This is a genomic window from Thalassobacterium maritimum (genome assembly GCF_031127805.1).
Taxonomy (GTDB): Bacteria; Verrucomicrobiota; Verrucomicrobiia; order Opitutales; family Coraliomargaritaceae; genus Thalassobacterium; species Thalassobacterium maritimum.
This window is the reverse complement of record NZ_JARXHW010000011.1, coordinates 52,414-76,082: the sequence shown is the minus strand read 5'-3', so window position 1 is coordinate 76,082 and position 23,669 is coordinate 52,414. Positions and strand designations below refer to the sequence as shown.

22 protein-coding genes are annotated in these 23,669 nt (G+C 52.9%); 14 read left to right on the top strand and 8 right to left on the bottom strand.

Annotated elements, in window-relative coordinates:
* Positions 1-67: 67 nt before the first annotated feature.
* Positions 68-769 (top strand): response regulator, encoded by a 702-nt coding sequence (locus QEH52_RS06845; protein WP_308949354.1) that lies wholly within the window; start codon positions 68-70, stop codon positions 767-769.
* Between the two features lie 149 nt (positions 770-918).
* Positions 919-2,190 (top strand): sensor histidine kinase, encoded by a 1,272-nt coding sequence (locus QEH52_RS06840; RefSeq protein WP_308949353.1) that lies wholly within the window; start codon positions 919-921, stop codon positions 2,188-2,190.
* Between the two features lie 190 nt (positions 2,191-2,380).
* On the opposite strand, the gene QEH52_RS06835 is transcribed toward QEH52_RS06840, so the two are convergent.
* Positions 2,381-3,658 (bottom strand): type II secretion system F family protein, encoded by a 1,278-nt coding sequence (locus tag QEH52_RS06835; RefSeq protein WP_308949352.1) that lies wholly within the window; start codon positions 3,656-3,658, stop codon positions 2,381-2,383.
* Between the two features lie 217 nt (positions 3,659-3,875).
* Between QEH52_RS06835 and QEH52_RS06830 the strand changes: the two genes are divergently transcribed.
* Both QEH52_RS06830 and QEH52_RS06825 read left to right on the top strand, forming a co-directional pair.
* The gene (locus QEH52_RS06830; protein WP_308949351.1) at positions 3,876-4,625 is read left to right on the top strand and encodes a hypothetical protein; all 750 of its coding nucleotides are present in this window, start codon (positions 3,876-3,878) and stop codon (positions 4,623-4,625) included.
* Positions 4,626-4,747: 122 nt separating this feature from the next.
* The gene (locus QEH52_RS06825; protein WP_308949350.1) at positions 4,748-5,263 is read left to right on the top strand and encodes an NUDIX hydrolase; all 516 of its coding nucleotides are present in this window, start codon (positions 4,748-4,750) and stop codon (positions 5,261-5,263) included.
* A 28-nt stretch (positions 5,264-5,291) separates the two neighbouring features.
* Here the strand turns inward: QEH52_RS06825 and QEH52_RS06820 are convergent, their stop codons facing one another.
* From QEH52_RS06820 to queC, 4 genes are all read right to left on the bottom strand, one after another.
* A complete protein-coding gene (locus QEH52_RS06820) occupies positions 5,292-5,993 on the bottom strand; it encodes a hypothetical protein (protein WP_308949349.1) in 702 nt (233 codons plus the stop codon).
* On the bottom strand, positions 5,993-9,070 hold the full coding sequence (locus tag QEH52_RS06815) for a hypothetical protein (RefSeq protein ID WP_308949348.1): 3,078 nt from the start codon (positions 9,068-9,070) through the stop codon (positions 5,993-5,995). The genes QEH52_RS06820 and QEH52_RS06815 overlap by 1 nt, the downstream gene beginning before the upstream one ends.
* Before the next feature lie 168 nt (positions 9,071-9,238).
* Positions 9,239-9,670 (bottom strand): 6-pyruvoyl trahydropterin synthase family protein, encoded by a 432-nt coding sequence (locus QEH52_RS06810; protein ID WP_308949347.1) that lies wholly within the window; start codon positions 9,668-9,670, stop codon positions 9,239-9,241.
* Positions 9,671-9,827: 157 nt separating this feature from the next.
* Entirely contained in the window at positions 9,828-10,529 is a 702-nt protein-coding gene (queC, locus tag QEH52_RS06805) for a 7-cyano-7-deazaguanine synthase QueC (RefSeq protein ID WP_308949346.1), read from the bottom strand.
* A 247-nt stretch (positions 10,530-10,776) separates the two neighbouring features.
* Here queC and nusA point away from each other — a divergent pair, with 247 nt between their 5' ends.
* From nusA to QEH52_RS06765, 8 genes are all read left to right on the top strand, one after another.
* Positions 10,777-12,027 carry a transcription termination factor NusA gene (gene nusA, locus QEH52_RS06800; RefSeq protein WP_308949345.1) on the top strand — a complete coding sequence of 417 codons (1,251 nt, stop codon included), beginning with the start codon at positions 10,777-10,779 and terminating at the stop codon, positions 12,025-12,027.
* Positions 12,028-12,079: 52 nt separating this feature from the next.
* Positions 12,080-14,770: a translation initiation factor IF-2 gene (gene infB / locus QEH52_RS06795; protein ID WP_308949344.1), complete on the top strand. Its 2,691-nt coding sequence runs from the start codon at positions 12,080-12,082 to the stop codon at positions 14,768-14,770.
* Between the two features lie 139 nt (positions 14,771-14,909).
* Positions 14,910-15,263: a 30S ribosome-binding factor RbfA gene (gene rbfA / locus QEH52_RS06790; RefSeq protein ID WP_308949343.1), complete on the top strand. Its 354-nt coding sequence runs from the start codon at positions 14,910-14,912 to the stop codon at positions 15,261-15,263.
* A complete protein-coding gene (locus tag QEH52_RS06785; protein WP_308949342.1) occupies positions 15,250-16,248 on the top strand; it encodes a DHH family phosphoesterase in 999 nt (332 codons plus the stop codon). Before rbfA ends, QEH52_RS06785 begins: the two co-directional genes overlap by 14 nt.
* Before the next feature lie 24 nt (positions 16,249-16,272).
* Complete coding sequence (gene truB / locus QEH52_RS06780; RefSeq protein WP_308949341.1) at positions 16,273-17,001, top strand: tRNA pseudouridine(55) synthase TruB; 729 nt, start codon at positions 16,273-16,275, stop codon at positions 16,999-17,001.
* A gap of 39 nt (positions 17,002-17,040) precedes the next feature.
* On the top strand, positions 17,041-17,982 hold the full coding sequence (gene ribF, locus QEH52_RS06775; RefSeq protein ID WP_308949340.1) for a riboflavin biosynthesis protein RibF: 942 nt from the start codon (positions 17,041-17,043) through the stop codon (positions 17,980-17,982).
* A gap of 5 nt (positions 17,983-17,987) precedes the next feature.
* The gene (locus QEH52_RS06770) at positions 17,988-18,917 is read left to right on the top strand and encodes an RluA family pseudouridine synthase (protein WP_308949339.1); all 930 of its coding nucleotides are present in this window, start codon (positions 17,988-17,990) and stop codon (positions 18,915-18,917) included.
* Between the two features lie 75 nt (positions 18,918-18,992).
* Complete coding sequence (locus QEH52_RS06765) at positions 18,993-19,562, top strand: response regulator (protein ID WP_308949338.1); 570 nt, start codon at positions 18,993-18,995, stop codon at positions 19,560-19,562.
* Positions 19,563-19,570: 8 nt separating this feature from the next.
* Here the strand turns inward: QEH52_RS06765 and QEH52_RS06760 are convergent, their stop codons facing one another.
* Positions 19,571-19,843: a hypothetical protein gene (locus QEH52_RS06760; RefSeq protein WP_308949337.1), complete on the bottom strand. Its 273-nt coding sequence runs from the start codon at positions 19,841-19,843 to the stop codon at positions 19,571-19,573.
* A 122-nt stretch (positions 19,844-19,965) separates the two neighbouring features.
* On the opposite strand from QEH52_RS06760, the gene QEH52_RS06755 reads away from it, so the two are divergent.
* Together QEH52_RS06755 and QEH52_RS06750 are read left to right on the top strand one after the other, a co-directional pair.
* Positions 19,966-20,967, top strand: a complete 1,002-nt coding sequence (locus QEH52_RS06755; protein WP_308949336.1) for an NAD(P)H-dependent glycerol-3-phosphate dehydrogenase — start codon at positions 19,966-19,968, stop codon at positions 20,965-20,967.
* A 100-nt stretch (positions 20,968-21,067) separates the two neighbouring features.
* Positions 21,068-21,577 carry an SET domain-containing protein gene (locus QEH52_RS06750; RefSeq protein ID WP_308949335.1) on the top strand — a complete coding sequence of 170 codons (510 nt, stop codon included), beginning with the start codon at positions 21,068-21,070 and terminating at the stop codon, positions 21,575-21,577.
* A 95-nt stretch (positions 21,578-21,672) separates the two neighbouring features.
* Here the strand turns inward: QEH52_RS06750 and QEH52_RS06745 are convergent, their stop codons facing one another.
* Both QEH52_RS06745 and QEH52_RS06740 read right to left on the bottom strand, forming a co-directional pair.
* Complete coding sequence (locus QEH52_RS06745; protein ID WP_308949334.1) at positions 21,673-22,869, bottom strand: AIR synthase-related protein; 1,197 nt, start codon at positions 22,867-22,869, stop codon at positions 21,673-21,675.
* Between the two features lie 272 nt (positions 22,870-23,141).
* Positions 23,142-23,522 carry a GxxExxY protein gene (locus tag QEH52_RS06740; protein WP_308949333.1) on the bottom strand — a complete coding sequence of 127 codons (381 nt, stop codon included), beginning with the start codon at positions 23,520-23,522 and terminating at the stop codon, positions 23,142-23,144.
* Positions 23,523-23,669 lie beyond the last annotated feature (147 nt).

Here is a 23,669-nt window from a genome sequence, read left to right as displayed (position 1 = left end):
GTTACAGAGAACCGAGACTCTCTTGGAAACCGCATAAACACACTGGCTGTTGAGCCACACAAATCCTATGAGCGCCCCGAAAGTGCACCGAATTTTAGTTTTAGACGATGAGCCTGACGTCACAGAGTTGCTGGAGTATAAACTTGAGCAAGAGGGCTATCGTGTTGAGGTTTTGAATGATCCTTTGGTGTTTGTTGCCAAGGTGCGTGATTTCGTGCCAGATTTGATGATTTTAGACATCATGATGCCCGAGTTGAACGGCTTGCAACTGTGCCGCATCGCGCGTTCGGACCCTTCTATGAAGGACATTCCGATCATTTTTCTAAGTGCCCGCGGCGAGGCGGAAGACCGTGTCAAAGGCTTGGAAACCGGAGCCGACGATTACCTTTCGAAGCCATTTAATGCGAAGGAGTTGCTATTGCGCATTAGTAATATGCTCAACCGCTCAGGCAGTCCGGTTGATGCCCCGACGCAGTCGCGCATTGAGATTGCGGGGGTCGTGATCGATGAGGATTTACATGAATTGACTGTGGATGGGGTGCCCGTGGTGCTGACTGCGACTGAGTTCCGCTTGTTGAAGTTGTTGATGGAGCGCAAAGGGCGTGTGCAATCGCGTGAGCACTTATTAGTCAATGTATGGCACTATGACACTGATATTGAGACACGGACCGTGGACACGCACGTGCGTCGTGTGCGCGAGAAACTGGGTACTTACGCGCACTTAATAGAGACAGTGCGTGGCGTTGGTTATCGTGCAGTGGATGTCTAGCGAGAGTCGGCTCTCGCTGTCTATTGCCTATCGTTATTGTTCGCGTGTGGCGTGAGCTTAGTTGCTTGTGATTGTCTGTTGGAGGCGTAGTAATTTCGTCAATCAATGACGCTTCATCGAGGCCCCAATTCTATATCTACTTCTTTATCATGCTCTGGATTATTACGTTCGTATTGTCAGTTTTGTCGCTGGTGTTATTTGTTCGGGGCTTGCGGATGCGACGTTTATTGCGGGAGTTGGAGGGCGCGGTGCGTTCTCGTCGTCGCATGTTGCCAGAAGATTCGTCGGATGTTTTAGAGCGAATTGGGGCTTTAGGGCTCGTCGATTCCTTGAATGGCTTGATTGATTCACACAACCACGCCTCCGCGCAGAAGAGCGGCTACTCCAGTCAAGTTGAGGCGATGCTTGGGGCGGTGCAGGAGGTGGTGATTGTATTTGATGCGGATCGAGTGGTGGAATATGCTAATCGCTCCGCAGAGAAACTTTTTCGTGGCGGGCAATCGATTCACGGCCTGCGCTTGGAAGGCGTCTTTCGCTCCTTGACCCTGCTGGAGTTATTGGATGCGGCTGCTAAGGTGGATCGCACAGAGCCGACGCAAATCCGGATTGAGCAGGGGAATGAAACACTTTGGTTTGAAGCTTCGTGCGCAAAGGTGACTGGCTTGGAGCCTGCGGACTCGCAGTCGACCTTGTTAGTGCTGCATGATATCACCCAATTGAAGGCTTTAGAAGTTATGCGGCGGGAGTTTGTGGCGAATGTCTCCCATGAGTTGCGCACGCCTTTGACGATTATTAAGGGCTTTGCGGAGACCTTGATTGATGATGAAGCAACCATCAATCCCAAGGCGCGTCTGCGCTTTACTTCTAAGATTCTAAACAATGCAGAGCGTCTGCATGTGTTGGTGGAGGATTTGTTAACGATCTCTCGTTTGGAATCACGCCCTGATCAGATCGAGCCAGTGGATCAGCCCTTGCGTCCATTGCTAGATGAAGTTGCGGAGAATTACCGTGCCCGCATGAATTCGGAGACTCAGGCGATCGTGGTCAGCGTAGAGGAGGGGATCGACAGCTTGCCCTTTGATCGCTATCGAATTCACCAGGTCTTGGATAATTTTATTGAAAACGTATTTCGTTATGCGCCTGAGTTTAAACGCATACAGCTGGAGGCCACGCTCGATTCTGATTCGGGGCATGTGCGCTGCGCTGTTGTGGATGATGGACCAGGCATACCTGCTAAGGACTTACCGCATCTCTTTGAGCGCTTCTATCGTGTCGATAAGGGGCGTTCACGTGAAACTGGAGGCACAGGCCTCGGCTTGAGTATTGTGAAGCATATCGTGCAATTACACGGCGGCAGTGTGCTAGCTGAAAGCAAGCTGGGTGAGGGGACGCGTATGTCGTTTACTTTACCGCGTGGATAGCGTGGTCGATGAGTCTTTGGTTGCCGGTTGCTGGGCGAGACGTGAACGGGGTCTAAAGAGCCCCGCTACGAAGTGAATGGTGGGTCAGTCGTAGCCGAGTGCTTTAGCCTCGGTTTCGGTGTGTCTTTGGCTGTCGGTTGCTTGGCGGGACGCGGAACGGGGTCTAAAGAGCCCCGCTACTTGCTTTGTCTTACGAGAGAGTGCGGCTGACCTGAAAGACGCTGGTGACAATCCCCAGGGCGATCAGGGCGACTAAAATAAAGGCACAAATCAGGGCACCAGTGGATACCAGTGTGGTTAATTTGCTAAGACGGGCAGTCAGCTCGTTTCGGAAGCTGCGGGTGATTTCGTTCATGCTGTGAGCTAAATTTCCCGTGTTTTCACCGACGGTTAAAATGTCGACTGCGAGCTCCGGCATGAAGCGGTTGCGTTGAAAGGCCTGTGCAATTGATAGACCCTCGTTGACTTGGCCGCGGGCAGTATTAAAGCGTTCTTTGAGCTCTGAGTTTTTGACGGTGCGCTCGGTAAGTCTGAGTGTTTCCGTGGTATTGATGCCACTCTCGAGTAAGGTGGTGATCAAGTTACCGACTTGAAATAGGTCACCATAGAGGAAAATCTTTCCGAGCAGTGGCAATTTCAGGAGCCATGAATCGGAGCGGCGTAGGCCTTTTTCACTGCGTCGCCATTGTTGGAAGGCGAGGGCGCCTACGATGCCCGCAATGAGTATAAAAGGACCCGCTTTGGCGATTAGTGATGAGCCGTCGATTAAGATACGTGCGCTCCAAGTCATTTCGCCCCCGAGACGATCCAGCATGCCTTGAATCTGAGGCAGTAACACAGTCATAAAGAGCACCACCACGGCGATGGCGACTGTGCAGATGAATGTAGGATACATCATGCTGGCGATCATCTTCTTGCGGATCGCTTCCTTTTCTTCGAGGTAGTCAATGACTTTACGTAGGATTGGCGCGAGATTACCGGTGGCCTCACCGGCCTCGATGACATAGCTGATAGAGTTCGGGAAATAGCGTGGTTGGCGCGACATAGCTCCGGCAAGGGTGGAACCTTCGCTTAAGTCTCGCCACAGAGTTTGGACGATTCCCCGTTGCTCTTTATCGCTGAGGCGCTGACTGAGAATACGAATCGAATCCCCGATTGGAAGGCCAGAGCTATGTAGCTCCATGAGGCGCTTCAACACGGTGAGTCCGATGTGTTCACGTTTTGAGCCACGCTGTTTGACGGGTATGTTGGACTGGTCTGTAGAGCTACCAGTATTGCGTAGAGATTTGCTGCGTTCTCCCAGTTTGGCAAAAATCGACGGTGCGCTTGTGCTGCCTTCTTTGAGTGCCATTGGACTGAGCCCTTGCGCTTGTAGGCGCTGCATGGCCAGTCGACGCTCTGCAGCCTCGATCGAACCGCTGGTAATCGTTCCGTCTGCCTGTCGCGCTTTGTAGTTAAAAACTGCCATAATACGATTGTGATGAGTGTCTCTTCGAGGGCGGTAAGTCCACCATTTTCGTTGTTGAATATAGGATCGTATTAAGTCGAGGATGGTTGCGAATTACTGGAACAAATAATCTAGCCGATAGACCTATTCTATTTACTCTTAGACATCCATGATTTTACAGCGACACCTTTTTTGTATTTTAGGAGCCCTCGGAATGTGTGCGGCTAATATATCTGTGATGGCCGACGAAGCTTCCGTTACAGATAACGTGCTGCAGATACCTGCAGATGAAACTAAAGCCATGCTGCAGACTGTGGCCATGCCTGAATTGGGAGAGGGACAATTGGCTCGGATCATTCAGCGTTATTATCAGGAGGGCCTAGGAGGTGAGGAGCAGTGGGAACAAATTTCTAGTTTAAAGATTTTGGGCACTTTGAAAATAGAGAGTGGAGAGTTCGAGCTTAAGGCCTATCAGAAGAAGCCAAATCTCATAAAGTTAAGCATTGGTGACAATCAACGTGCTATGCTTTTAGGCTATGATGGTGAGGTTGCTTGGCAAAAGCTGGGGGAGCGTGATGCACTCTCGGCGCCTATGTCAGAAATGGAGGCGCGACGTTTCATACATAATTCGACTTTCGGTAGCCATTTGCTGTATCCTTTTGCTGATGAAAAGAGAATTGAGTACATTGATACAGTGCCGACAGACGGAAATATTTGTCATCAGATACGAGTGAAACTCGCGAATGATTATCAAGTGGATTATTTTATAGATATACGTACGCATCTTGAAGTTAAATCAGTGAGTCAGGATCTATTGAATGGTACGGTGAACAGTGTCGTCTATCGCGATTATGTTCGAGATTATGGCATGCCGATCGCTAGGCAGGTGGAAAGTTATCAAGACGGGGAATGGGTGAGCACACTCAAGATTGAGGAGGTAAAAGTGAACTCGGGCGTAATTCCTTGGATGTTTGCTATGCCCGATTAGGGTATTCTCCTTATATTTCATATTTTCTTAACGAAAATGAGCATTCTTATGCTCGATCAAAGGAGTGGATTTGGACTAAGTTTCATGCATTCCTACCCCATTTATTTTATGTTTCAATGATCATGCCCGTTACTGATATCTTTGATGTCGTCGACGACGACGATAATGTTCTCCGTCAGGAGCCACGTTCGGTGGTGCACCGCGAAAAGCTACTGCACCGAGCTGTGCACGTGTTTGTATTCAATCAAGCGGGGCAGCTGTACTTACAACGTCGTTCTTTAAGCAAAGACACTGCGCCTGGTAAGTGGGTCAGTTCTTGTTCGGGGCATGTGGACACCGGAGAGGATTACGATGATGCGGCCCCGCGGGAGTTGGCCGAAGAAATCGGTCTTCACGATCCGCATCAGCTGAAACGTGTGTTCAAGGAGGCGCCTTGTAAGCAGACGGGCTATGAGTTTGTGTGGGTCTACACTTGCGAGTCGGAGGGGCCTTTTGTGCTGGATTCGACTGAAGTGATGGAGGGGCAATGGATTGATGTGAAACACCTCAACCATTGGCTCAAAGAACGCCCAAGAGATTTCGCGTGGTCATTCAGCCACTTGTGGGCCAAGTTTCGGGCATTGTCTGGCAGGCGCTGAGAATTTTGCTGAGGCTTGGCTCTAACTATTATTCTGCAGATTCACTTAAGAATCGCACATCCAGGTCGACGGAACCCGTTAAAACAGGTGGGAAGAAGATCATCAGGTAGCGGTGATTGGGAGTAAAGCTGTATGTTTTAACCAGTGCTGGCAGGAGTTTTTCTCCGTCGAAACTGCGTGCCCATAAATTGATTGGGAGGCTTTCTTGTACTCGGTATGTGCCTGATTCGCCTACGCCTAGGCTGACTCGCTTATCTTCAAGTAAACCATCGAGTGCGTTTCCTGAGATATTTAGAAAAATCAGGCCGTCGGCAGGTAAGTGCGAAGGGCTATCGTTAAAGGGATAAACGAGGTACCTGAGTTGCCCATTCGGGTCACTTTTGTAGCGAGGATTCTTGAGGAATATGAGTAACCATTTATCGCTATCGGGCGGTATGGTGACTTTTGCTACAAGCTCTTGATTCTTTGCGTTATAGAACTCGATCGGTTCAATGCCCTTATAAGTGTAGGGCCCCATGCGTGCGAGCGAATGCGTCTTGATCGCGACGGGGGCGGGGGGCTCTTCACCTAATTGAATCGAGCTCTCTCCGATCGGTCGGTATTCGATATTTCGAACAGGGTATTGGCCATAGACGTTAAATTCAATTTCACGTACTGCTGGCTGTGCTCCCGCGCTGATTGTGGTGATTAGGAGCAGTATGAAGGCGTGGATATGATTGTGTAGCTGCATTATACTTCTTTCTCCGATAGCCAACGTAGTGAAATTAGGATGAAACGGCGATCATTGGATTCGGTTGGATTGGCCGTGGAATCGACGGTTTCTGGGGTGCGTTGAAAAGTAGCTTCTAAATAAGCACTCGCTTCGCTTTGGCCCTCGAGGTTGATGCTATCGCCGCGGGTGCGAATAGTAAATGTATCTGAGCGGGGAGCCAACATGGGGCCGATGGCGGATAGCACATCCGCTTGGGTGAGAAATCCTGGTGAGAAATGATCGATTTCGATGATATCAGCATTATTGCCGCGCACGCCTGTGGTCTCCCATTGATGGTCCCATTCTTGACGACCACTAGGGGCAAAGACGGCAGCTATGGCTTTTTCCAATAGACTTTCTTCTTCGCCGCTAGCTGCCGAAATGAAGGATTCCATGGTTGCGAAGGGACTGGCACGTTCCTTGATCAGACGAACGATCTCTTCTGCGAAGGCTTCAAATTCGTCGTCGTCGAAGCGCCGTGCGCCGTGGCGATAGAATGCGGAGGGGGCGATGGACTCGCCATTATCGAAAGCTGGAGTCTCGGGGGCTTCGTAGGTCTCCTCCAGAGAGTGAGAAAAACGAGCAAAGCTGCCGATGCGACTTTGTTGGTTGATCGTGAGTGTAGAGAGGTCGGAGGTGTCTTGTTCGGGGTAGTCTAAGTATTCGAAATTATCGAGACGCAAGGAACTCAGTACGGCCTTCCATGCGGCGACAGAGGTGGAATTGACATTAAAACGGTTGGCGACCATCAGGAGTTCAGCTGGGTTCTTGGCGGCCTCTGTATCGGAGGCCGTGTTTGCTTGCCAGTCATTGAGTTCATTGGCGAAGTCGTTGGGGTGATAAAAGACTAGGCTCGGGTTTGTCGGTCCTGTAGTTGTGTCGAATGAGTTGGGATTATCACTGCGGCTAAAACCAGAGAAGTAGTAGCGGTCAAACCATGCAGAGGTATTGGTGGCACCGTCGCTGCCCCAGCTATTACCGACTTGGAATGGACGCTCATTGTGGAAGTAGAGGTGTTGAAGGGAAGCGAGTGAAAGGATACGTTCGCGTGGCAGTTCAAATAGCGGTGCATTTTGCCAAAGCGTATTGTAATGTTGTCCGTTGATTCCTGAGCTTCGGTCCATTATGCGTCTGAAAACAATGGTATTAATGGTGTCAGGATCAAAGATTTCGGCTGGTGCGGGGGTTAGCAGGGTACTAATCCCATCTTTTATGGGTACGTAGGCGCTGCCGCTGGGAACGTCGGGGTCGTTGTCTAGATTCCAATCCGGATTAAACTCCGGCGCTGGGTTTCTCGGGTCGTGGTCGTAGAGCCAGCGTCCTCTGTAGTATTCGGAGTCATTGGCGCTTAGGTGGGGTCCACGCAATATGAAGTGGTAGCCAAATTTAGATCCACTGTGTGTGTTACTGTAGCCGCTCGGGCGTGTGGAGACGGGTTGATACTCCAGGCTGTCGATGGTCGAGAGCAATTCACGCTCATTGGTGGCGTCGTTGACTAAGTAAACTTTTACAGTGATGTTGTTGTTGCCAGTGCTTTCATGTCGAAGGTCGGATGTGAGGCGCGGTTCGAATGTGTCGATCCCGGTCGCTCCTCCCAGGTTATGATCTGGGTCATTCCAGGATTTTCCATCATTTTGAATGGAGTAATAAGGTGAGGCACCCGTTGCACGAGTGGCATCCACTCCTGTCCAATTCTTAGATTGTCCTGGCAGCCAATCCTGAGATGTATCATTTACCAAGCGTATCACCATCGAGTTATCAGGATGGCTGGGTTGACCCGTTAAACTTTGAATATCAATGGGGGCGCTATGAGCCAGAGTGCCTGTGGTCTTATGGACAGTGACTTCGGGCAGTCCGTTTATTTCTAGTTCCAATTCTAAATTGTTGTTCGCCTCATCTTGCATACTTAAGGCATTTGTGTAGGGGTTCCAAAACTCACAAAAGAAGCGCATGCGCAGGTAGAAGTTTGGGTTACTGGCGACGGGGGACTCGGAGCGGATGGTAAAGGCCATCATGAAATTCGAAAGGATCGGGGCAATTGGAGTGGCGATATCGCCATCGTTAAGTGGGCCGATGGCTTCGAGGCCTTGGATTTGACTGAACAGTCGCTTGCTCGCCACTGCGTCACTGAGCAGGTTTTGAGCGTCTGCATGTGCCTCGCCGAGTTGGAGGTATTCAGCGAGCTCAGTGCCTAGCATTTGGGGGAAGAGTGAAAGATCTCTAAGTAAGCCACCGTCGCTACCGCTGAGTGTATTCGAGAGCACGCCTAGGCTAAAGGGGGCAATCGAGTGGTAGCCCGCTTCGTTGGAGAAGTCTGCATCGGCTTCAAGGAAGTCGGATTGTGCGAGTAACTGTTTATAAGAAAAAACACGGTCTAAGTGCTTGGCGTCACTTGAGCTAAATCGATCATAGTTTGGAAAAATACTTTCCAGCCCTTGACTGGAGGCCACTAGCAGATCAAGGGCATCAAAGGATTCAGTTGTTAGGAAATTTGAGGTCGCCCTTAGCTGCCTCGGGCGGTTGCCAGCGCTAGCTTTGACGCCGTCGTCACTGACCCACCAAGCGATTTTGGAATTATTGGAGCTGTTATTGCCGATGACATGGATGACTGGAGCATTCACATAGTTGCTACTGAGTGCTCCTGCTGCTCCAGAGCCGAGGAGTTGCAATGTATCAGTGGGCGGTATTTGCGAACTCTGATCCTGCCAAGAGACCATCCAATGTGGATTTGAGCTCATGTTGTTGCTATCCCAGGCCCCCGTCCAGTATGGATGGTCACTAGCTAGATCGCTATTTAAAATTTCTGCTCGTGCTGTCACCCGTTGATCGGGGCCGGCGTAGCGTTGAAGATCGCCGAGTGCCATCATTAGGGCGAGGCGGGCGCTTTCTTTTGCCCGGAGTTGTGAGAGTGTGGCTTGGCTACTGACAGTTTCTACGTTGATCATCAACGTCATGGAAACTAGAAGCACAAGGACGAAGCCCATTAGCGTGAGCGCAAGTACGAGCGCAAAGCCGCCTTGGGCTTGCGTGTTTGGTAGTCTGTTGCGCGGTTTCATGGCTCCTTAATAGAAAGAATTGTGCCGAAACTGCGATTATGTAGCGATCTCTTTTCTATTCGAGACATTTGACTGTTAAATTCATGCAAATCGACCACGTCCGTCCTGGCATGTGAATGCCCTAGTAGCCGGGGAAAATAGCCTGTTAACTACAGTCTCTGCGGGCGCTTATGTGGGCCGGTAGGCGGCGCTGTTTTTATTGTCTTCCTCGATTTCAACTTCTGTGATCCAGGCGCGATTGTCGCTTTGTGCGCGCACCATGGGGTTGAAGGTATGATAGATATGCTCGGCGAGTCCTTCGCAGGAGCAGGTCGGGAGCGTATAAGCTTTGAATAGGTGGCCAAATTGTTTCAGTAGGGCCTCTTTCTCGGGATCGCTCTCATTAAAGAGGCAGGCGTGGTCGAGATTCTCGTCGATCCACTTTTTAAGATACTTTACTTTTCCGAAGTCCAATACGAAGCCATTTTCGTCGGTCTCGTTGCAGGCGAAGGTGAGTGTGATCGTCCAGTTGTGCCCATGTATGAGGGCGCAGTGCCCACTGTGGTGGTGTTGGCGGTGGGCGAACGGGATGTCGCGATAGGATTTCTTGCAAGTGAGCACGGCGGGAGAATTAGGACGTAGCGCGTGAGCGCGAAGATGGTGAACTGGAACGGTTTGCCCGAAGGGCTGACTGAAGTGGGGGCCCTTAGGGCGGCTGAAGGAACAATTAGGAATTAAATTGGATGTGCAATCACTGGGAACTCGGAAGCAGTCTTCTTTAGAGACGCCAGCCATTGGCGCGGAGGCTTTCGAGGCTGGGAGCATCGTCGGCGTAGGTTGTGGGATCTTCGACTTTAGCGAGATCGAAGGCTTCGCGGCGCTCGATGCAGGTGCCGCAGCGGCCGCAGTGGACTTCGCCCCCTTTATAGCAAGACCAAGTCTTTTCGAAGGGGACGCCGAGTACGGCGCCACGGCGCACGATGTCGGCCTTGCTCCAATCCACGAAGGGGCGGCTAAGCTTAACCTGCTCCCAGTCGGCAAGTTCGATGGCGGCGGCCATGGCGTCCGCAAATTCGTTGCGGCAGTCGGGATAGATGGCGTGGTCACCCGAGTGCGCGGCGTAGGCGATCTGGCCGGCTTGGATGGAAAGCGCGTGGCCGGTGGCGATCGCCAAAAAGATCATATTTCGATTCGGGACGACGGTGGTTTTCATGCTCTCCTCCGTATAGTGGCCTTCCGCGACTTCAATCTCCGGAGACGTCAGGCTATTGCCAGCCAGCAGCGGCTGGATGGCGGAGAGGTCGGCCATAGGCTGTGGAATCTCGAGCTCGGCGCAAATCGCGGCTGCACGATCGAGTTCGCAACGATGGCGTTGCCCATAGTCGATGGAGAGTGCGTGCAAATCGTGCCCTGCGTCGCGCAAGTGGTAGAGCAGTACGGTGGAATCGAGTCCCCCGGAGTATACGATGACAGTTTTCATGAATTCAGTGGTTCTGTGCCGGAATGGCGTTGCCCTGGGAATTCAGCGAGCAGGGCGGCTGTTGGGGCGGAAAATGCGCAGACGCGGTCTCGACGCAAGTATAAAGCAGGGACGAGTGACTCAGCTCAAACCCTTTACAAGGTACCTTGACAAGCACTAAGGGCCCTCTAATGTGCCGGATTCACTTTTAAACCCAGCAACACTTTAAAAGCGGGCATAGCCTGCTTTTTTTATTTTTAGCACCCAAATGAGCCACGAGATACTATCAGTTTTAGAATACATGGAGAAAGAGAAGGGGATCAGTCGTCCAGACATGATCGAAGCCATCTCTGGTGCCATCGCGAGCGCAGCCCAAAAGGGCATTAGCGCGGGGCAAGACATCCGTGTGGTGATCAACCCTAAAACAGGTGCGCTTAAGGCATGGAGTCAGTTGCAAGTCGTTGACTCTGTTGGAGATGCTGATGTTGAAATTCACATCGAAAAGGCACGCCAAATCGATCCTAATGCGCAAATCGGCGATAGTATTGAAAAGGAAGTCGACCCTGCGTATCTCGGCCGTATTGCCGCGCAAACTGCGCGTCAGGCGATCATGCAGCGCATTCGCCAATTTGAGAAGGATCGCATTTACGATGATTACAAAGACACAGTCGGCGACATCGTGACAGGCACGGTGCGCCGTCGCGAGCGCGGTGATTTGATTGTCGATCTTGGCAAAGCCGAAGCGATCCTGCCACCACGCGAACGTGTGCAAGGCGAAGATTACGCGCCTGGTGAGAGCATTCGTTGCTTGTTGCTCAAAATCGAGCAGACCAACCGCGGCCCGGACATCATTCTGTCCCGCTCAAATTTGAATTTCGTGCGTCGGCTTTTCGAGCTCGAAGTGACGGAGATCGCAGACGGCACCGTCACCATCGAAGCGATGGCACGTGAGGCTGGCTACCGCACCAAGATCGCTGTGAACAGTAGCGATCCTAAGGTAGACCCTGTCGGAGCGTGCGTCGGTGCACGTGGTGCGCGTGTCAAAACCATCGTCCGCGAGCTCGGTGGTGAAAAGATCGACATCATCCGCTATTTCCCGGATCCGCTGCAATTATTGGAGGAGGCGCTCAAGCCTGCAGTGCCTAAGAACATCAAGGTCAACGAAAGTGATCGCCGCATTCATTTCGAAGTGGCGGAAGACGATCTTTCGATTGCAATTGGTCGCCGTGGCTTCAATGCCAAGCTCACTTCACGACTTCTTGGGTGGAAGCTCGATATCGCGAAGGAAGAGAAGGAAGCCGTAGGATTCGACGAGAAGGTAGCTAAGGCCGTGCAAGGGCTCAACGCGATCGACGGACTCGACCCCGATGTTGCTTCCCGCTTGGTGGCGATCGGATTTGCCAGCCCAGAAGTCTTTGAAGGCGTCACTGCCGATGACCTTGTCGATGCTGGTTTCAGCAGCGAAGAGGCCGCCGATGTGATCTCCAAGGTCGCCGCATTTTTTCAGCAAAACGGTTAGTCGCTTGCGCGCCGTTCCAACCAACAACCAGACTTAATAATATTACTCATTTATGAGTGTACGTATACACCAACTTTCCAAAGATATCGGAATGGAGAACAAGGAGCTCATCGCGCTCCTGAAAAGTCGTGGCTTCGAGGTGAAGAGCGCTTCCAGCACGATTGATAATATCTCTGCCGACGCCCTTCGCGAAGAATACGCTACCGAAGCTCCTGAGCCGGAAGCGCCAAAAACCGAGGAGGCGTCTGCTCCTGCCGAACCCGATGCGCCTGCTGCACCGAAGTTGCCCGAGGGCGTCTTCGTGAAGTCAGTCGCGGACATCGAGCGTGAGCATGAAGAAAAGGCGGCGAAAGCTGAGGCTGAAAAAGCAGCCAAAGCCGAAGCCGAAAAAGCAGCTCAAGCGGCAAAGGCTCCAAAGCCTGCCGAGCCAGTCAAAGCAGTGACACCTCCGCCCGCACCGAAGCCAGTGAGCCCAGCGGGACCACCTAAGCCACCAGCCGGCGGCCCTCCTAAACCACCAGCTGGCGGTCCACCACGTCCACCGGTGGGCGGCCCACCAAAGGCACCCAAGCCATCGACTGCAGCTGTTGGCACAAAACCGCCCGCCGCGGCGATTCCGCCTCAAGCAGTTGTGGGTGTGAAGCCTGCTTCGACACCACCAGCAGCAGCAATTCCTGCTAAAGCAGTTGTGGCGCCTAAGTCTGTCGAAACACCTGCAGCTTCCAAGCCGCCTGTGGCTCCGAAACCAGCGGCTGCGAAGCCTCCGGTAACACCCCCGACACCGCCTGCTCCAAAACCTGCAGGTCCACCGAAGCCTCCGGCAGCACCTACACCTGCGGGGCCGCCCAAGCCTCCGGCAGCGGCTAAGCCCGTTGAAAAAGAGGCCGCACCAGCGGCCGATACTGCGTTGCCAGAAGGTGAAACAGCTGAAGCACCTGAGAGTGGACTTAAGAAGATTCATATCAAACCACCGATCGTTGTTCGCGACTTCGCTGGTGAGATTGGTCTCAAGCCTTTCAAATTGATTTCTGAGCTAATGGAGCTCGGCATTTTCGCTTCGATGAATCAAACCATCGAAGAAAATGTCGCCGTTCAAATTGCGACGCGTCACGGCTGTGAGCTAGAAATTCATCATCGCGGCGAGCAAAACGAGCAAACTGGTTCTGCGAAGCCGAAGGTTGAGAAGCCCGACGACGACGATCCTAAATTCCTCAAGCCGCGCCCACCAGTTGTGTGTATCCTCGGACACGTCGACCATGGTAAGACGACCTTGCTCGACACCATTCGTAAGGCCAATGTGGTTAGCGGCGAAGCGGGTGGTATCACCCAGCACATCGGTGCGTATCAGATCGAGCACAATGGCCAGAAGATTTCGTTTATCGATACGCCTGGTCACGCCGCTTTCTCCATGATGCGTGAGCGTGGTGCCAATGTGACCGATGTCTCGATCCTTGTGGTCGCGGCGGACGACGCCTTCAAACCACAGACAGACGAAGCACTGAAATTTGCCAAGGAGGCCAACAACGCCATTATCGTTGCGATCAATAAGATCGACGCGAAGGGCGCCAACGTCGACCGCGTGAAGCAGCAGATGCAGGAAAAGGGCATCGCACCCGAAGATTGGGGCGGTGAAACGATTGCAGTCGAGGTTTCCGCGCTCAAGGGCACGAACATTGACGATCTGCTCGACATGATTCTGCTGCAAGCAGAAGTGCTCGAGTTACAAGCGAACCCTAGCTGCCCTGCTTCTGGCACCATTATCGAATCTCAAGTAGAGCAAGGTCGTGGCGCGACCGCGACCGTGATCGTCGAGCGTGGCACGCTGAAGCGTGGTGATGCCTTGCTATGCGGCGAAGTTTACTGCCGTGTGAAAACGATGACCGATGCCGACGGTAAGGTCCTCAAGGCCGCACCGCCCGCCACACCTGTTAAGGTCACCGGCTGGTCCGATGTGCCAGCTTCGGGCACGAAGTTTAACACCGAGAAGAACGAGAAGACTGCCAAGCGCAACGCAGAGGAGAACATGCAGGTTCGCAAGCTCCACGACGCCGCTCGTGCCCAGCAGAAGAATTCTGAAGGAGGCGCCGCGACTATTGACGACTTGTTTGCTGCCATCGAAAACCAGCAGAAGAAGTGCCTGCGCGTCATCGTTAAGTCCGACGTGCACGGCTCTACCGAAGCATTGGTTCAGGCGCTCAAGGAAATCGAAAGCACCAAGGTGGACCTCGAAGTGATCAGTAAGGGCGTTGGCCACATTACTAAGAACGATATCACGCTCGCCAGTGCGGGGGGTGCCATGGTCGTTGGTTTCAACGTTAAGCTCGATAACGGTGTGCAAAGCCTCGCGAAGCATCACGACATTCGTATTGTGCAACACGCGATTATCTATGAGCTCATCGACCAAGTCGAAGAGGCCATGGCGGATCTACTCGACGCCGAATACACCGAGAAGAAGACTGGTGCTGCTGAAGTTCGCCAAGTGTTCTCGGTGGGCAAAACGCGCAACGTCGCGGGTTGTATGGTGACCGAAGGTTCGATCAAGCGCAACTGCATCGCACGTCTGATGCGTGGTGGTCAGCTCATTCATGAGAGCAAGATTGATACGCTCAAGCGCTTTAAGGACGACGTTAAGGAAGTTCGCGCCGGTTACGAATGTGGTATCAACGTGGCAGGCTACGACGACTATCAAGAGGGCGACCACATCGAGTGTTTCGCTGTCGAAGAGCAGCGTCCGTCGCTTTAAGTTTTTGCTGGAGGGGAATGTGTCCCGTGCGTTGCAAGTCTAGCTGGTGAGAGCCAATAGATCGCAGCGGCGCCGCATTCCCCTCCGCTTAGTCTTTATTTATTAGTCATCATACATAAGCCGCTCGCGGCGTTTCGCCATGTCTCAACGCATCACACGTATCAACGCACTCCTTCGCCGTGAAGTGAGTGAGCAAATGCGCCGCTATTATCGCGCCGATACGGCCGCTATCACTATTAGCGATGTCGATTGCTCGGCCGATTTACGCAACGCACGTATCTATTACTCTGTCCTTGGCGAGGAAGAGGACATTGCTGCCAGCCAGAAGCTCTTCCGCCGGATCGGCAAAGATATCCGTCAGCGCGTAAGCCGCGAGATTACGCTCAAATATTTTCCTACCTTCTATTTCATCTACGACCCATCACTGGAGCGCGGTGCTGAAATCAACGATATACTCGACCAACTCGATCAAGAACAGAATGCCGGACAATAAATTCTACCCAGAAGACAGCGCACGTTTTGCGGCTGCCATCGAATCACTTAAGGGCCAAAAAGTGGCAGTGCTTGGGCACCAGCGTCCGGATGGAGACTGCATTGGCTCCACCGTTGCCGTAGTGCGCGTATTAAAAAGCCTCGGCATTGAGGCGATTGGTCTCAACCGCGACGCCACACCCAACACCTTGGAAGCCTTTGTCGGCGATACGCCCATGGCCTTGGCCGAAGATTTCACACCAGATGGTCACATCGCAATTTCAGTCGATTGTGCAGATTTCAAGCGCGTAGGGGATCGCCTCAACGAGCTTTTTCCCGAAGTCGCACTCAACGTAGACCACCACATTTCTAACAAGCTGTATGGTGCTGAGAATCTAGTGATCGCCACTGCATGTGCGACTGCCGAGATCTTGGCTGGTTTCTATTTGGACAATGGCTACGAGATCGATGCTGTGACCGCTCAAGCGCTTTATGTCGGCATTGCTACTGACACCGGACAATTCCGCTTCCCTTCCACCACTCCAGCTACATTTGAGATTGCGCGTCGTCTCTGTGAGTGTGGTGCCAACCCCTCTGCCGCCGCGCATGAGCTTTATGAGCGCGAGAGTTTTGCAAAGATTAAGTTGCTACAGCATTTCCTGGATTCCCTCACTATGGAGTTCGATAATCGCGTATGTGTCGGTTTGATTCAAGATGGTGTTTATGCTGCAACCGGGTCTACTATTGACGACTCCGAAGGGCTTGTCGACTACGCCCGTTCCATCGAAGGTGTGGATATCGGTGTGCTCATTGAAGACTGCGCAGGTGCGCTTAAAGGCAGCCTACGTGCCAAAGATCCCAAATATCGTGTCGACCAGATCGCTAAGCAATTTAGCGGGGGCGGTCATGCATGTGCTGCAGGTTTAAACGTCGCCGACAGTTCGATCCAAGAGTTTTATCCGCAATTGATGGCTGCCATTGGCGCGCATCTCGATACGATCGATTAAGACACAGAGTATACAGTATCTATCATGTCTCAACTCACCAATGACGCGCCGGAAGGCATTTTACTAGTTGATAAGCCACAGGGCATCACTTCGCACGATGTTGTGGGGAAGATGCGACGCGTCTTTCACATGAAGAAAGTGGGCCACGCAGGCACACTGGATCCGATGGCAACAGGTATGTTGTTGATCCTCATTGGCAAGGCCACCAAGGCTTCGCAATATCTGATGAGCATGGATAAGGAATACACCGGACGTGTGAAACTCGGTGTCATTACCGATTCTCAGGACGCTGACGGTGAGATCACCGAAGAGCGCCCCGTGCCCGAGCTGACTGAAGAGCAAGTCAAGGCCGAGATGAAAACCTTCATCGGCGATCAATACCAGACGCCTCCTATGTTTTCTGCTAAGAAGATTAACGGTCAAAAACTCTATAAACTGGCCCGCCAAGGTAAGACCGTCGAGCGCGAGCCGCGCGTGATTCACATCAGCCGCTTCGACATTACCAAGTTTGCACTGCCTGAGGTATCCTTTATCGTCGGCACTAGCAAGGGCGCCTATGTTCGCACCATCGCGCACGATCTGGGCGAACGTTTCGGTTGCGGCGGCCATCTTAATGAACTGCGCCGCACTGCTGTCGGGCAGTTTCGTATCGAAAACGCTTCCACTATCGAAGAGTTGGAGAATATGTCGCCTTCCACTCTACGCAAACAATTGATCCCCGTGATCCAAGCCGTGCCGAGTCACGCGCTTTAAAAGCGTGCGGATTCGCCTTGAGGCGTTTTTTAATTAACTATGAACTTTCCGGCTGCGGTTGAAGATTTCGAGGCTCTCTCCGAGATGAAGGGAGAATTACACCTAGCGATCGGTGTATTCGATGGGGTGCATCTGGGGCACAAGGCGGTGATTGAGTCGGCCGTATTCTCTGCGCGCCGTTCTGGTGGAATTTGCGGTGTGCTGACCTTCGATCCACACCCGAGCCGTCTTTTTCGTCCAGAAGATCCGACTCAACTGATCATGCCGATCGAGACTAAGACTAAGATGTTGCACGAAGTCGGTGTGGATTGCGTCATTCGTAAGCATTTTGACCGTGCCTTCGCATCAATCCCCGCCGATCAGTTTTTGCAGCAACTGCAGCAAGCCCTGCCAGCCTTGAAATCAATTTATGTCGGCGAAAATTTTCGTTTCGGCCAAAAGCGCTCAGGTGATGTCGCGACCTTGATTGCGACGGGCCGTGAGCTAGGGCTGGGTGTTTTTAGTGCCGACCGCATTAAGCACAACGGTCAACCAATCAGTAGTACTCGGATCCGTAAAGAGTTACAAGCGGGCGAGATGGAGGCCGTAAATGATTTGCTTGGTTATAACTACACTGCGACAGGCGAGATCGTGAGTGGTGCACAATTGGGCCGCACCATTGGTTTTCCAACACTGAATTTGCCCTGGGAGCCCGAGTGTCAGCCCTGTTTCGGAGTGTACTACGTGCGCTTTCGTCAGAGCGGCAGTCACGCATGGCAGGCCGGTGTGGCGAATTACGGCGTCAAACCCACGGTGGCTGCAGAGGACCCAGTGCCTGCGCTCGAAGTGCACGGTCTGGAGACGACTGACTTAGGCTGCGGCGCGTCACTCGAGGTCGAGTGGCTCCGGTTCATTCGTCCCGAGCAAAAGTTTGCGTCCTTGGACGAACTTAAAGCGCAGATCACGAAAGATTGCGAAACAGCGCGAGAGCTGGCTAAATAATATTAATGTCTGATCGAATCATAGAATTTACGGTGCCTGCGGGTGCCAAAGCTGGACGCGCAGATAAGATCTTCGCCTCTGAGTTTGACGACATTAGCCGTGCTCGCTTGCAGCGAGCCTTCGATGCGGGGCAAGTGACCTTCGATGGAGTGACCATTGATAAGCGTTTTAAAGTCAACCGCGAGGGCGTCCTGCGAGCCGTTCTAGAAGAGCCCACTTTTGATGCCTCACCTGTCGCGGTCGATTTACCGCTCGATATTATCTACGAGGACGAATCGATTCTAGTGGTCAATAAAGCTCCTGGTATGATCGTGCATCCAGGCAGCGGCACGGGAGACAATACCCTCGTCCATGCCCTGCTTCACCACTGCGGAGAGAATTTGAGTACGATCGGTGCGCCGAATCGCCCTGGCATTGTGCACCGATTGGACAAAGAAACCAGCGGACTCATCATCATCGCGAAGAATGACACCGCGCACCATAAGTTGGCCGCTGAATTTAGTGAGCGTCGAACGTATAAACGTTATACTGCCTTAGTTTTCGGGCATCCAAAGGTGAGTCGTGGTACGATCCAAGAACCGATCGGACGGCATCGCGTGGTGCGCACTCGCATGGCAGTGGTGCATAGTGGTAAGCCCGCGCACACCGACTGGAAAGTGGAAGAGCGCTATAAGCAGAAAGCCTCGCGGATCAGTTGTGTGATTCATACGGGGCGCACCCACCAGATACGTGTGCATATGAGCGAAATTCGCTTTCCTTTACTGGGCGACACCACCTATGGCTTCAAGCCCGCCCGTTTGGTGGGCGTTACGGTGCCACGGGTCATGTTGCACTCCACTGAATTGCATATCCAGCATCCCGACCGCGACGAGTTGATGCAGTTTCAAGCGCCCCTGCCTGCGGATTTTGAGACGCTGATCGGGGAGCTGTCTTAACTCGGCGACTGCGTCGATCTTTGACTCTGCCATAATCTTGACCTCTATGGAGGCGCGACTAACGTCGCAGTTATCATGAAAATTCTAGTCGCCGAAGATGATCAAATATCACGCAAGTTATTGAGCACGACGCTCAAGCAGTTTGGTCATGAGGTGCTCGCTTTTGATAATGGTGCCGATGCATGGGACGCGTTTGATGCCTCGCCGGTGCGTGTGATTGTCAGCGACTGGCTGATGCCGAACTTGGATGGCCTTGATTTTTGCCGTAAGGTGCGTAAGCGCTCCGCAACGGAATACACTTATTTCATTTTGCTGACTGCCAATGTGCAGGGTAAGGATACCTATATGGAGGCGATGAATGCCGGCATCGACGACTTTCTGGCCAAGCCGCTTGACCGTGATCAAATTTGGATGCGACTACGAGTGGCTGAGCGTATTTTGAAGTATGCGACCGTGATTCAAGATTTGGAAAGTATGCTCCCGATTTGTTCCTACTGCAAGAAGGTGCGCGATGATAACAACTACTGGCAACAAGTGGAAACCTATCTGTCGAATCGCACCGGCACCAGTTTCAGTCATAGCGTCTGCCCTACCTGCTATACCAATAAGGTGAAGCCAGAGTTGGATAAGATGAAGAAGGGCTAAGCCGAGTATCAGTTTTTTAAGATGGTGAAGGCCGCAATGCTTTCGTAGACGATCCAGCCGAAGAGGCAGGCCAGCAGAATCACGATCAAGATCGCCAGGCCCTTGCGCCGTTTTCGAGGCAGATCGAAGCGATCAAAGGTGCGTCCACGCACCGAAGGTTGCGACATATAGCTACCCAAGTTGACACGACCATTCGAGTAGCCGTTGCGATCCAAGGGCACTTTAAAGGATCCGGCTTTCTGTGCGCGCCGGTAGCGCCAACGATAGATGTAGCGGAGCATGGGTTTCGGTGAAGACTAAGGGTTGTCAAACGAAGTCAAGCTATACAGATTCGACTTTCACGACGCATTTTCAATCGTTAATAAGCGTATTTGCACGTTAATTATTCACAACCCAAACTTGTATGAATTGTTGTATCTTAGGAGCTGGTGCCTGGGGCACTGCTATGGCACTGCACCTCGACCGTTGTGGTCACTCGGTGACACTGGTCCCGCGCCGTATTGAGCACGCGCTCGACATCGCATCGTCGCGAGAAAATGCTGATTATTTGCCCGGATATAAGCTGCCCCACACCGTACAGATTGGTTGCGAGCTAGGGCCCGTGCTGATGGAGGCCGAGGTGATCTTCCTCGCCTGCCCGTCCAAGGCGCTGCGCGCACTTTGTGCATCCATCAAGCCGCATTTGCAGGCGGCGTGGCAGCTCAAGCTTGCTCTAATTATGTGTAAGGGCTTGGAGTTGGACAGTCTGAAGACACCCGCTGAAATTGTCGCCGAAGAATTGCCAGGTCTCGCCTGTGGCGTGCTGTCCGGCCCTACCTTCGCGGGCGAGGTGGCCGCTGGCAAGCCCACCGCAGTGGTGCTGGCTGTGGGCAGCGACTGTGAGCAGCCCGAGCGCTACCAGGAAGCTTTTAGTAATACCGGCCTGCGCGCGTATCTTTCCGATGATGTGCGTGGCACCGAACTAGGCGGCACCTTGAAGAATGTCTATGCTATCGGCTCCGGTCTATGTGACGGCCTGCAAATGGGCGACAATGCTAAGGCAGCCTTACTCACCCGCAGCCTGAATGAAATGGTGCGGCTGGGCGTCGCGCTGGGGGGGCAAAAGGAAACCTACTTTGGACTCAGCGGCTTCGGCGACCTCGTCGCGACTTGCGCGGGGCAGTGGAGTCGAAACCGCACTTTTGGACAACGAGTCGGCGAGGGCGAAGCGCCGCAGGCGATTGTTGATGGTCAAAAATCGGTAGTCGAAGGCTACCTGGCGACCGAGTGTTTATATCGTATCTGTCAGGAGCAAAAAGTCGAAGCACCGATTCTTGCTGTGATTCATGCGATCCTTTACGAAGGCCTAGAGCCACTGACTGCGATGCAGCAGCTGATGACCCGGGATTTGAAATCTGAAAGCTAAGCGTTGGAGTCCCGCCTTTAGGCGGCTTTGGACGCTTTGCCGCCTGAAGGCGGGACTCCAACCCGCTCAATTGAAATTGTATTAAATCGTAGTTCCCAAAATGCCAAAATCACTTTGCAAAGTTAAATCATCCACCATCCACGGGCGCGGGCTGTATGCCACCGCCGACATTGAGGCGGGCACGGATATTATCCAATACATCGGAGAGAAAATCTCCAAGGAAGAGTCGACCAAGCGCGCCTTGGAGTGGGAAGAAAAGGCCCGCGAGACTGGCGAAGGCCTGGTGTATATCTTTGAGCTGGATGATGAGTATGACATCGACGGCCGGCTCGGGGATAACCCTGCGCGCTACATGAATCACTCCTGCGACGGGAATTGTGAAGCGATCAACTACGACGGCGAGATTTGGATCGTAGCGCTCAAGGACATCAAAAAGGGCGACGAGCTGGTCTATGATTACGGCTACGACATGGAGCACTTTCTCGATCACCCCTGCAAATGTGGCTCCGATAACTGCATCGGCTACATCGTGCGTGAAGATCAGCGCGCGAAGGTGAAGAAGCTACTGCGCGGTAAGAAAAAGAAGAAGAGCAAGAAAAGCAAAAAATAGGTGGCTTGGGTAGGGTCTTCAGGTCTTCACTTGTGAAGATTTGAAGTCATGTAGCTCGGTATTGGCGGTCTTCACAAGTGAAGACCCTACGATTTTTAGTGCTCCAGCTCGTAAGTCAGTGTCTTGCCTGCGTGCTTAATGGTAACGTGGTTCTCGCCGTCTGCGCGCTCGGTGGCTTCGGTGTGGCCGATGATTTGGGCGGGGATGCCGAAGGACTCGCTTTGGGCGATGATGGCTTCGGCGGCGTCGGGCTCGCAGAAGATTTCCATCCGGTGGCCCATGTTGTAGACGCGGAACATTTCCTCGTCGCTGGTGCCGCTGGCCTTCTGGATGGCCTTGAAGATTGGAGGAATGGGCAGGAAGTTGTCCTTGATGTGGTGCACCCCGGTGCCGAAGCGAATGCACTTGGTCTGGCCGCCGCCGGAGCAGTGCACCATGCCGTAGATGCTGTCGCGGTTTTCGGTGAGCAGCTTTTTAATGACGGGTGCGTAGGTGCGGGTGGGGCTGAGCAGGGCGTCGCCTACGGTCATGTCGGACTTGGGCAGCGGGTCGTCCATCTTGTAAGGGCCGCAGTAAAGATATTGCTTGTCGGTGGTGAGGTCGACGGTCTCCGGGTACTTCTCTAAATAGTAGGGGCTGAGCAAATCGTGGCGGGCGCTGGTCAGGCCGTTGCTGCCGATGCCGGAGTTTTCGAAAGTCTCGTAGTTGGCTTGGCCGGAAGAGGCGAGGCCGACGATCGCGAGGCCGGGCTTGATCTTGGCGTTGTCGATCACATCGGCACGGTCCATCACCACCACGGCGCAGGAGTCGACGGTGACGGTGCCGGTGAGGTCGCCCACGTCGGCGGTTTCGCCGCCGCCGCTGTGCACCCCGACTCCGTATTCGCGCAGAGTGGCGAGGAAGTCTTCGGTGCCGGAAATGAGTTGGCCCAGTGCTTCGCCGGGAATGGCGCGCGCGTTACGGTTGACGGTGCTGGAGATCAGGATGCCGTCGATCGCGCCCACACAGAGCAGGTCGTCGATGTTCATGACCAGGCTGTCTTGGGCGGTCTTGCGGAAGCCCTTGGGATCGCCGGTTTCCTTGTAGTGCAGGTAAGCGAGCGTGCTCTTGGTGCCGGAGCCGTCGGAGTGAATGATGTTACACTTGTCGGGGCTACCGGTCAGGATGTCGGCGCCGATTTTACAGAAAGCGCCCGGAAAGACGCCACGGTCCAGATTGTCGACCACTGCGTGGACTTCGGATTTCGAGGAAGAGACGCCGCGTTGGGCGTAGCGATCGGAGGATGTGCTCATGGGAATTGAATTTGGGACCGTGGATGGAGGACGTTGATTGGAACCGTTAATTTACGTTAATTGGCGTTAATTTTTATGACTTGGAAATACGTGAGCTGGAAATACGTGGGCTGGAAATGCGTTGGGCTGAAATGCGTGGGCTGGAATGCGTGGGCTGGAAATGCGTGGGCTGGAAATGCGTTGGGCTGAAATGCGTGGGCTGGAATGCGTGGGCTGGAAATGTGTGGGCTGGAAATGTGTGGGATGGGAAGGGGGGAACTGCAATGAGGTGCTTATGATGGGTTTAGAGTGACTTTTCGCCACTGTAAACTTGGATGCTTAAAATTTATGATGAGACCAGTGGTTTTTTGCGTGAATCGCAGATAGGTCAACATCTGTCCGAGTTCGTAGTCGCCGATGTTTTCAATTGTTTTGGTATCTACGATGACTGCGTCTTCGACTTCGAGGTCGGGGATGTATTCGTCGACTTTGACATCGCGGTAGATGACTGGGTAGCTGGATTGTTGACTATATTGAATGCCGAGGTGCTGGAGTTCGACGACTAGAGCGCGTTCGTAGGTCTTTTCTCGGAGGCCATATCCTATCTTCGAGTGAACCGTCATCGCCGCGCCGATGACTTTGTAAATCAGTTTCTCTATCTCGGCTTCGTCCATTTTACCCCTTTTTTTCTAAGGTCATCTCGATTTCACATAGATCCAAGTCACAGCTTGAGCAACCACGCATATTAAAGAGCAATATGAGCAGTCGCATCTATCCAAGTTACAGTGTGAGCAGCCACGCATGTTAAAGTGCAGTTTGAT

Excerpts from the sequence above, each read along its gene's own strand:
- QEH52_RS06785 (WP_308949342.1), top strand. The coding sequence starts at position 15,250 with ATGCCGGACAATAAATTCTACCCAGAAGACAGCGCACGTTTTGCGGCT.
- QEH52_RS06740 (WP_308949333.1), bottom strand. The coding sequence starts at position 23,522 with ATGGACGAAGCCGAGATAGAGAAACTGATTTACAAAGTCATCGGCGCG.
- QEH52_RS06760 (WP_308949337.1), bottom strand. The coding sequence starts at position 19,843 with ATGCTCCGCTACATCTATCGTTGGCGCTACCGGCGCGCACAGAAAGCC.
- QEH52_RS06755 (WP_308949336.1), top strand. The coding sequence starts at position 19,966 with ATGAATTGTTGTATCTTAGGAGCTGGTGCCTGGGGCACTGCTATGGCA.
- QEH52_RS06745 (WP_308949334.1), bottom strand. The coding sequence starts at position 22,869 with ATGAGCACATCCTCCGATCGCTACGCCCAACGCGGCGTCTCTTCCTCG.
- QEH52_RS06765 (WP_308949338.1), top strand. The coding sequence starts at position 18,993 with ATGAAAATTCTAGTCGCCGAAGATGATCAAATATCACGCAAGTTATTG.
- QEH52_RS06815 (WP_308949348.1), bottom strand. The coding sequence starts at position 9,070 with ATGAAACCGCGCAACAGACTACCAAACACGCAAGCCCAAGGCGGCTTT.
- rbfA (WP_308949343.1), top strand. The coding sequence starts at position 14,910 with ATGTCTCAACGCATCACACGTATCAACGCACTCCTTCGCCGTGAAGTG.
- infB (WP_308949344.1), top strand. The coding sequence starts at position 12,080 with ATGAGTGTACGTATACACCAACTTTCCAAAGATATCGGAATGGAGAAC.
- ribF (WP_308949340.1), top strand. The coding sequence starts at position 17,041 with ATGAACTTTCCGGCTGCGGTTGAAGATTTCGAGGCTCTCTCCGAGATG.
- QEH52_RS06840 (WP_308949353.1), top strand. The coding sequence starts at position 919 with ATGCTCTGGATTATTACGTTCGTATTGTCAGTTTTGTCGCTGGTGTTA.
- truB (WP_308949341.1), top strand. The coding sequence starts at position 16,273 with ATGTCTCAACTCACCAATGACGCGCCGGAAGGCATTTTACTAGTTGAT.
- QEH52_RS06835 (WP_308949352.1), bottom strand. The coding sequence starts at position 3,658 with ATGGCAGTTTTTAACTACAAAGCGCGACAGGCAGACGGAACGATTACC.
- QEH52_RS06845 (WP_308949354.1), top strand. The coding sequence starts at position 68 with ATGAGCGCCCCGAAAGTGCACCGAATTTTAGTTTTAGACGATGAGCCT.
- QEH52_RS06770 (WP_308949339.1), top strand. The coding sequence starts at position 17,988 with ATGTCTGATCGAATCATAGAATTTACGGTGCCTGCGGGTGCCAAAGCT.
- queC (WP_308949346.1), bottom strand. The coding sequence starts at position 10,529 with ATGAAAACTGTCATCGTATACTCCGGGGGACTCGATTCCACCGTACTG.
- QEH52_RS06820 (WP_308949349.1), bottom strand. The coding sequence starts at position 5,993 with ATGCAGCTACACAATCATATCCACGCCTTCATACTGCTCCTAATCACC.
- nusA (WP_308949345.1), top strand. The coding sequence starts at position 10,777 with ATGAGCCACGAGATACTATCAGTTTTAGAATACATGGAGAAAGAGAAG.
- QEH52_RS06750 (WP_308949335.1), top strand. The coding sequence starts at position 21,068 with ATGCCAAAATCACTTTGCAAAGTTAAATCATCCACCATCCACGGGCGC.
- QEH52_RS06825 (WP_308949350.1), top strand. The coding sequence starts at position 4,748 with ATGCCCGTTACTGATATCTTTGATGTCGTCGACGACGACGATAATGTT.
- QEH52_RS06830 (WP_308949351.1), top strand. The coding sequence starts at position 3,876 with ATGGCCGACGAAGCTTCCGTTACAGATAACGTGCTGCAGATACCTGCA.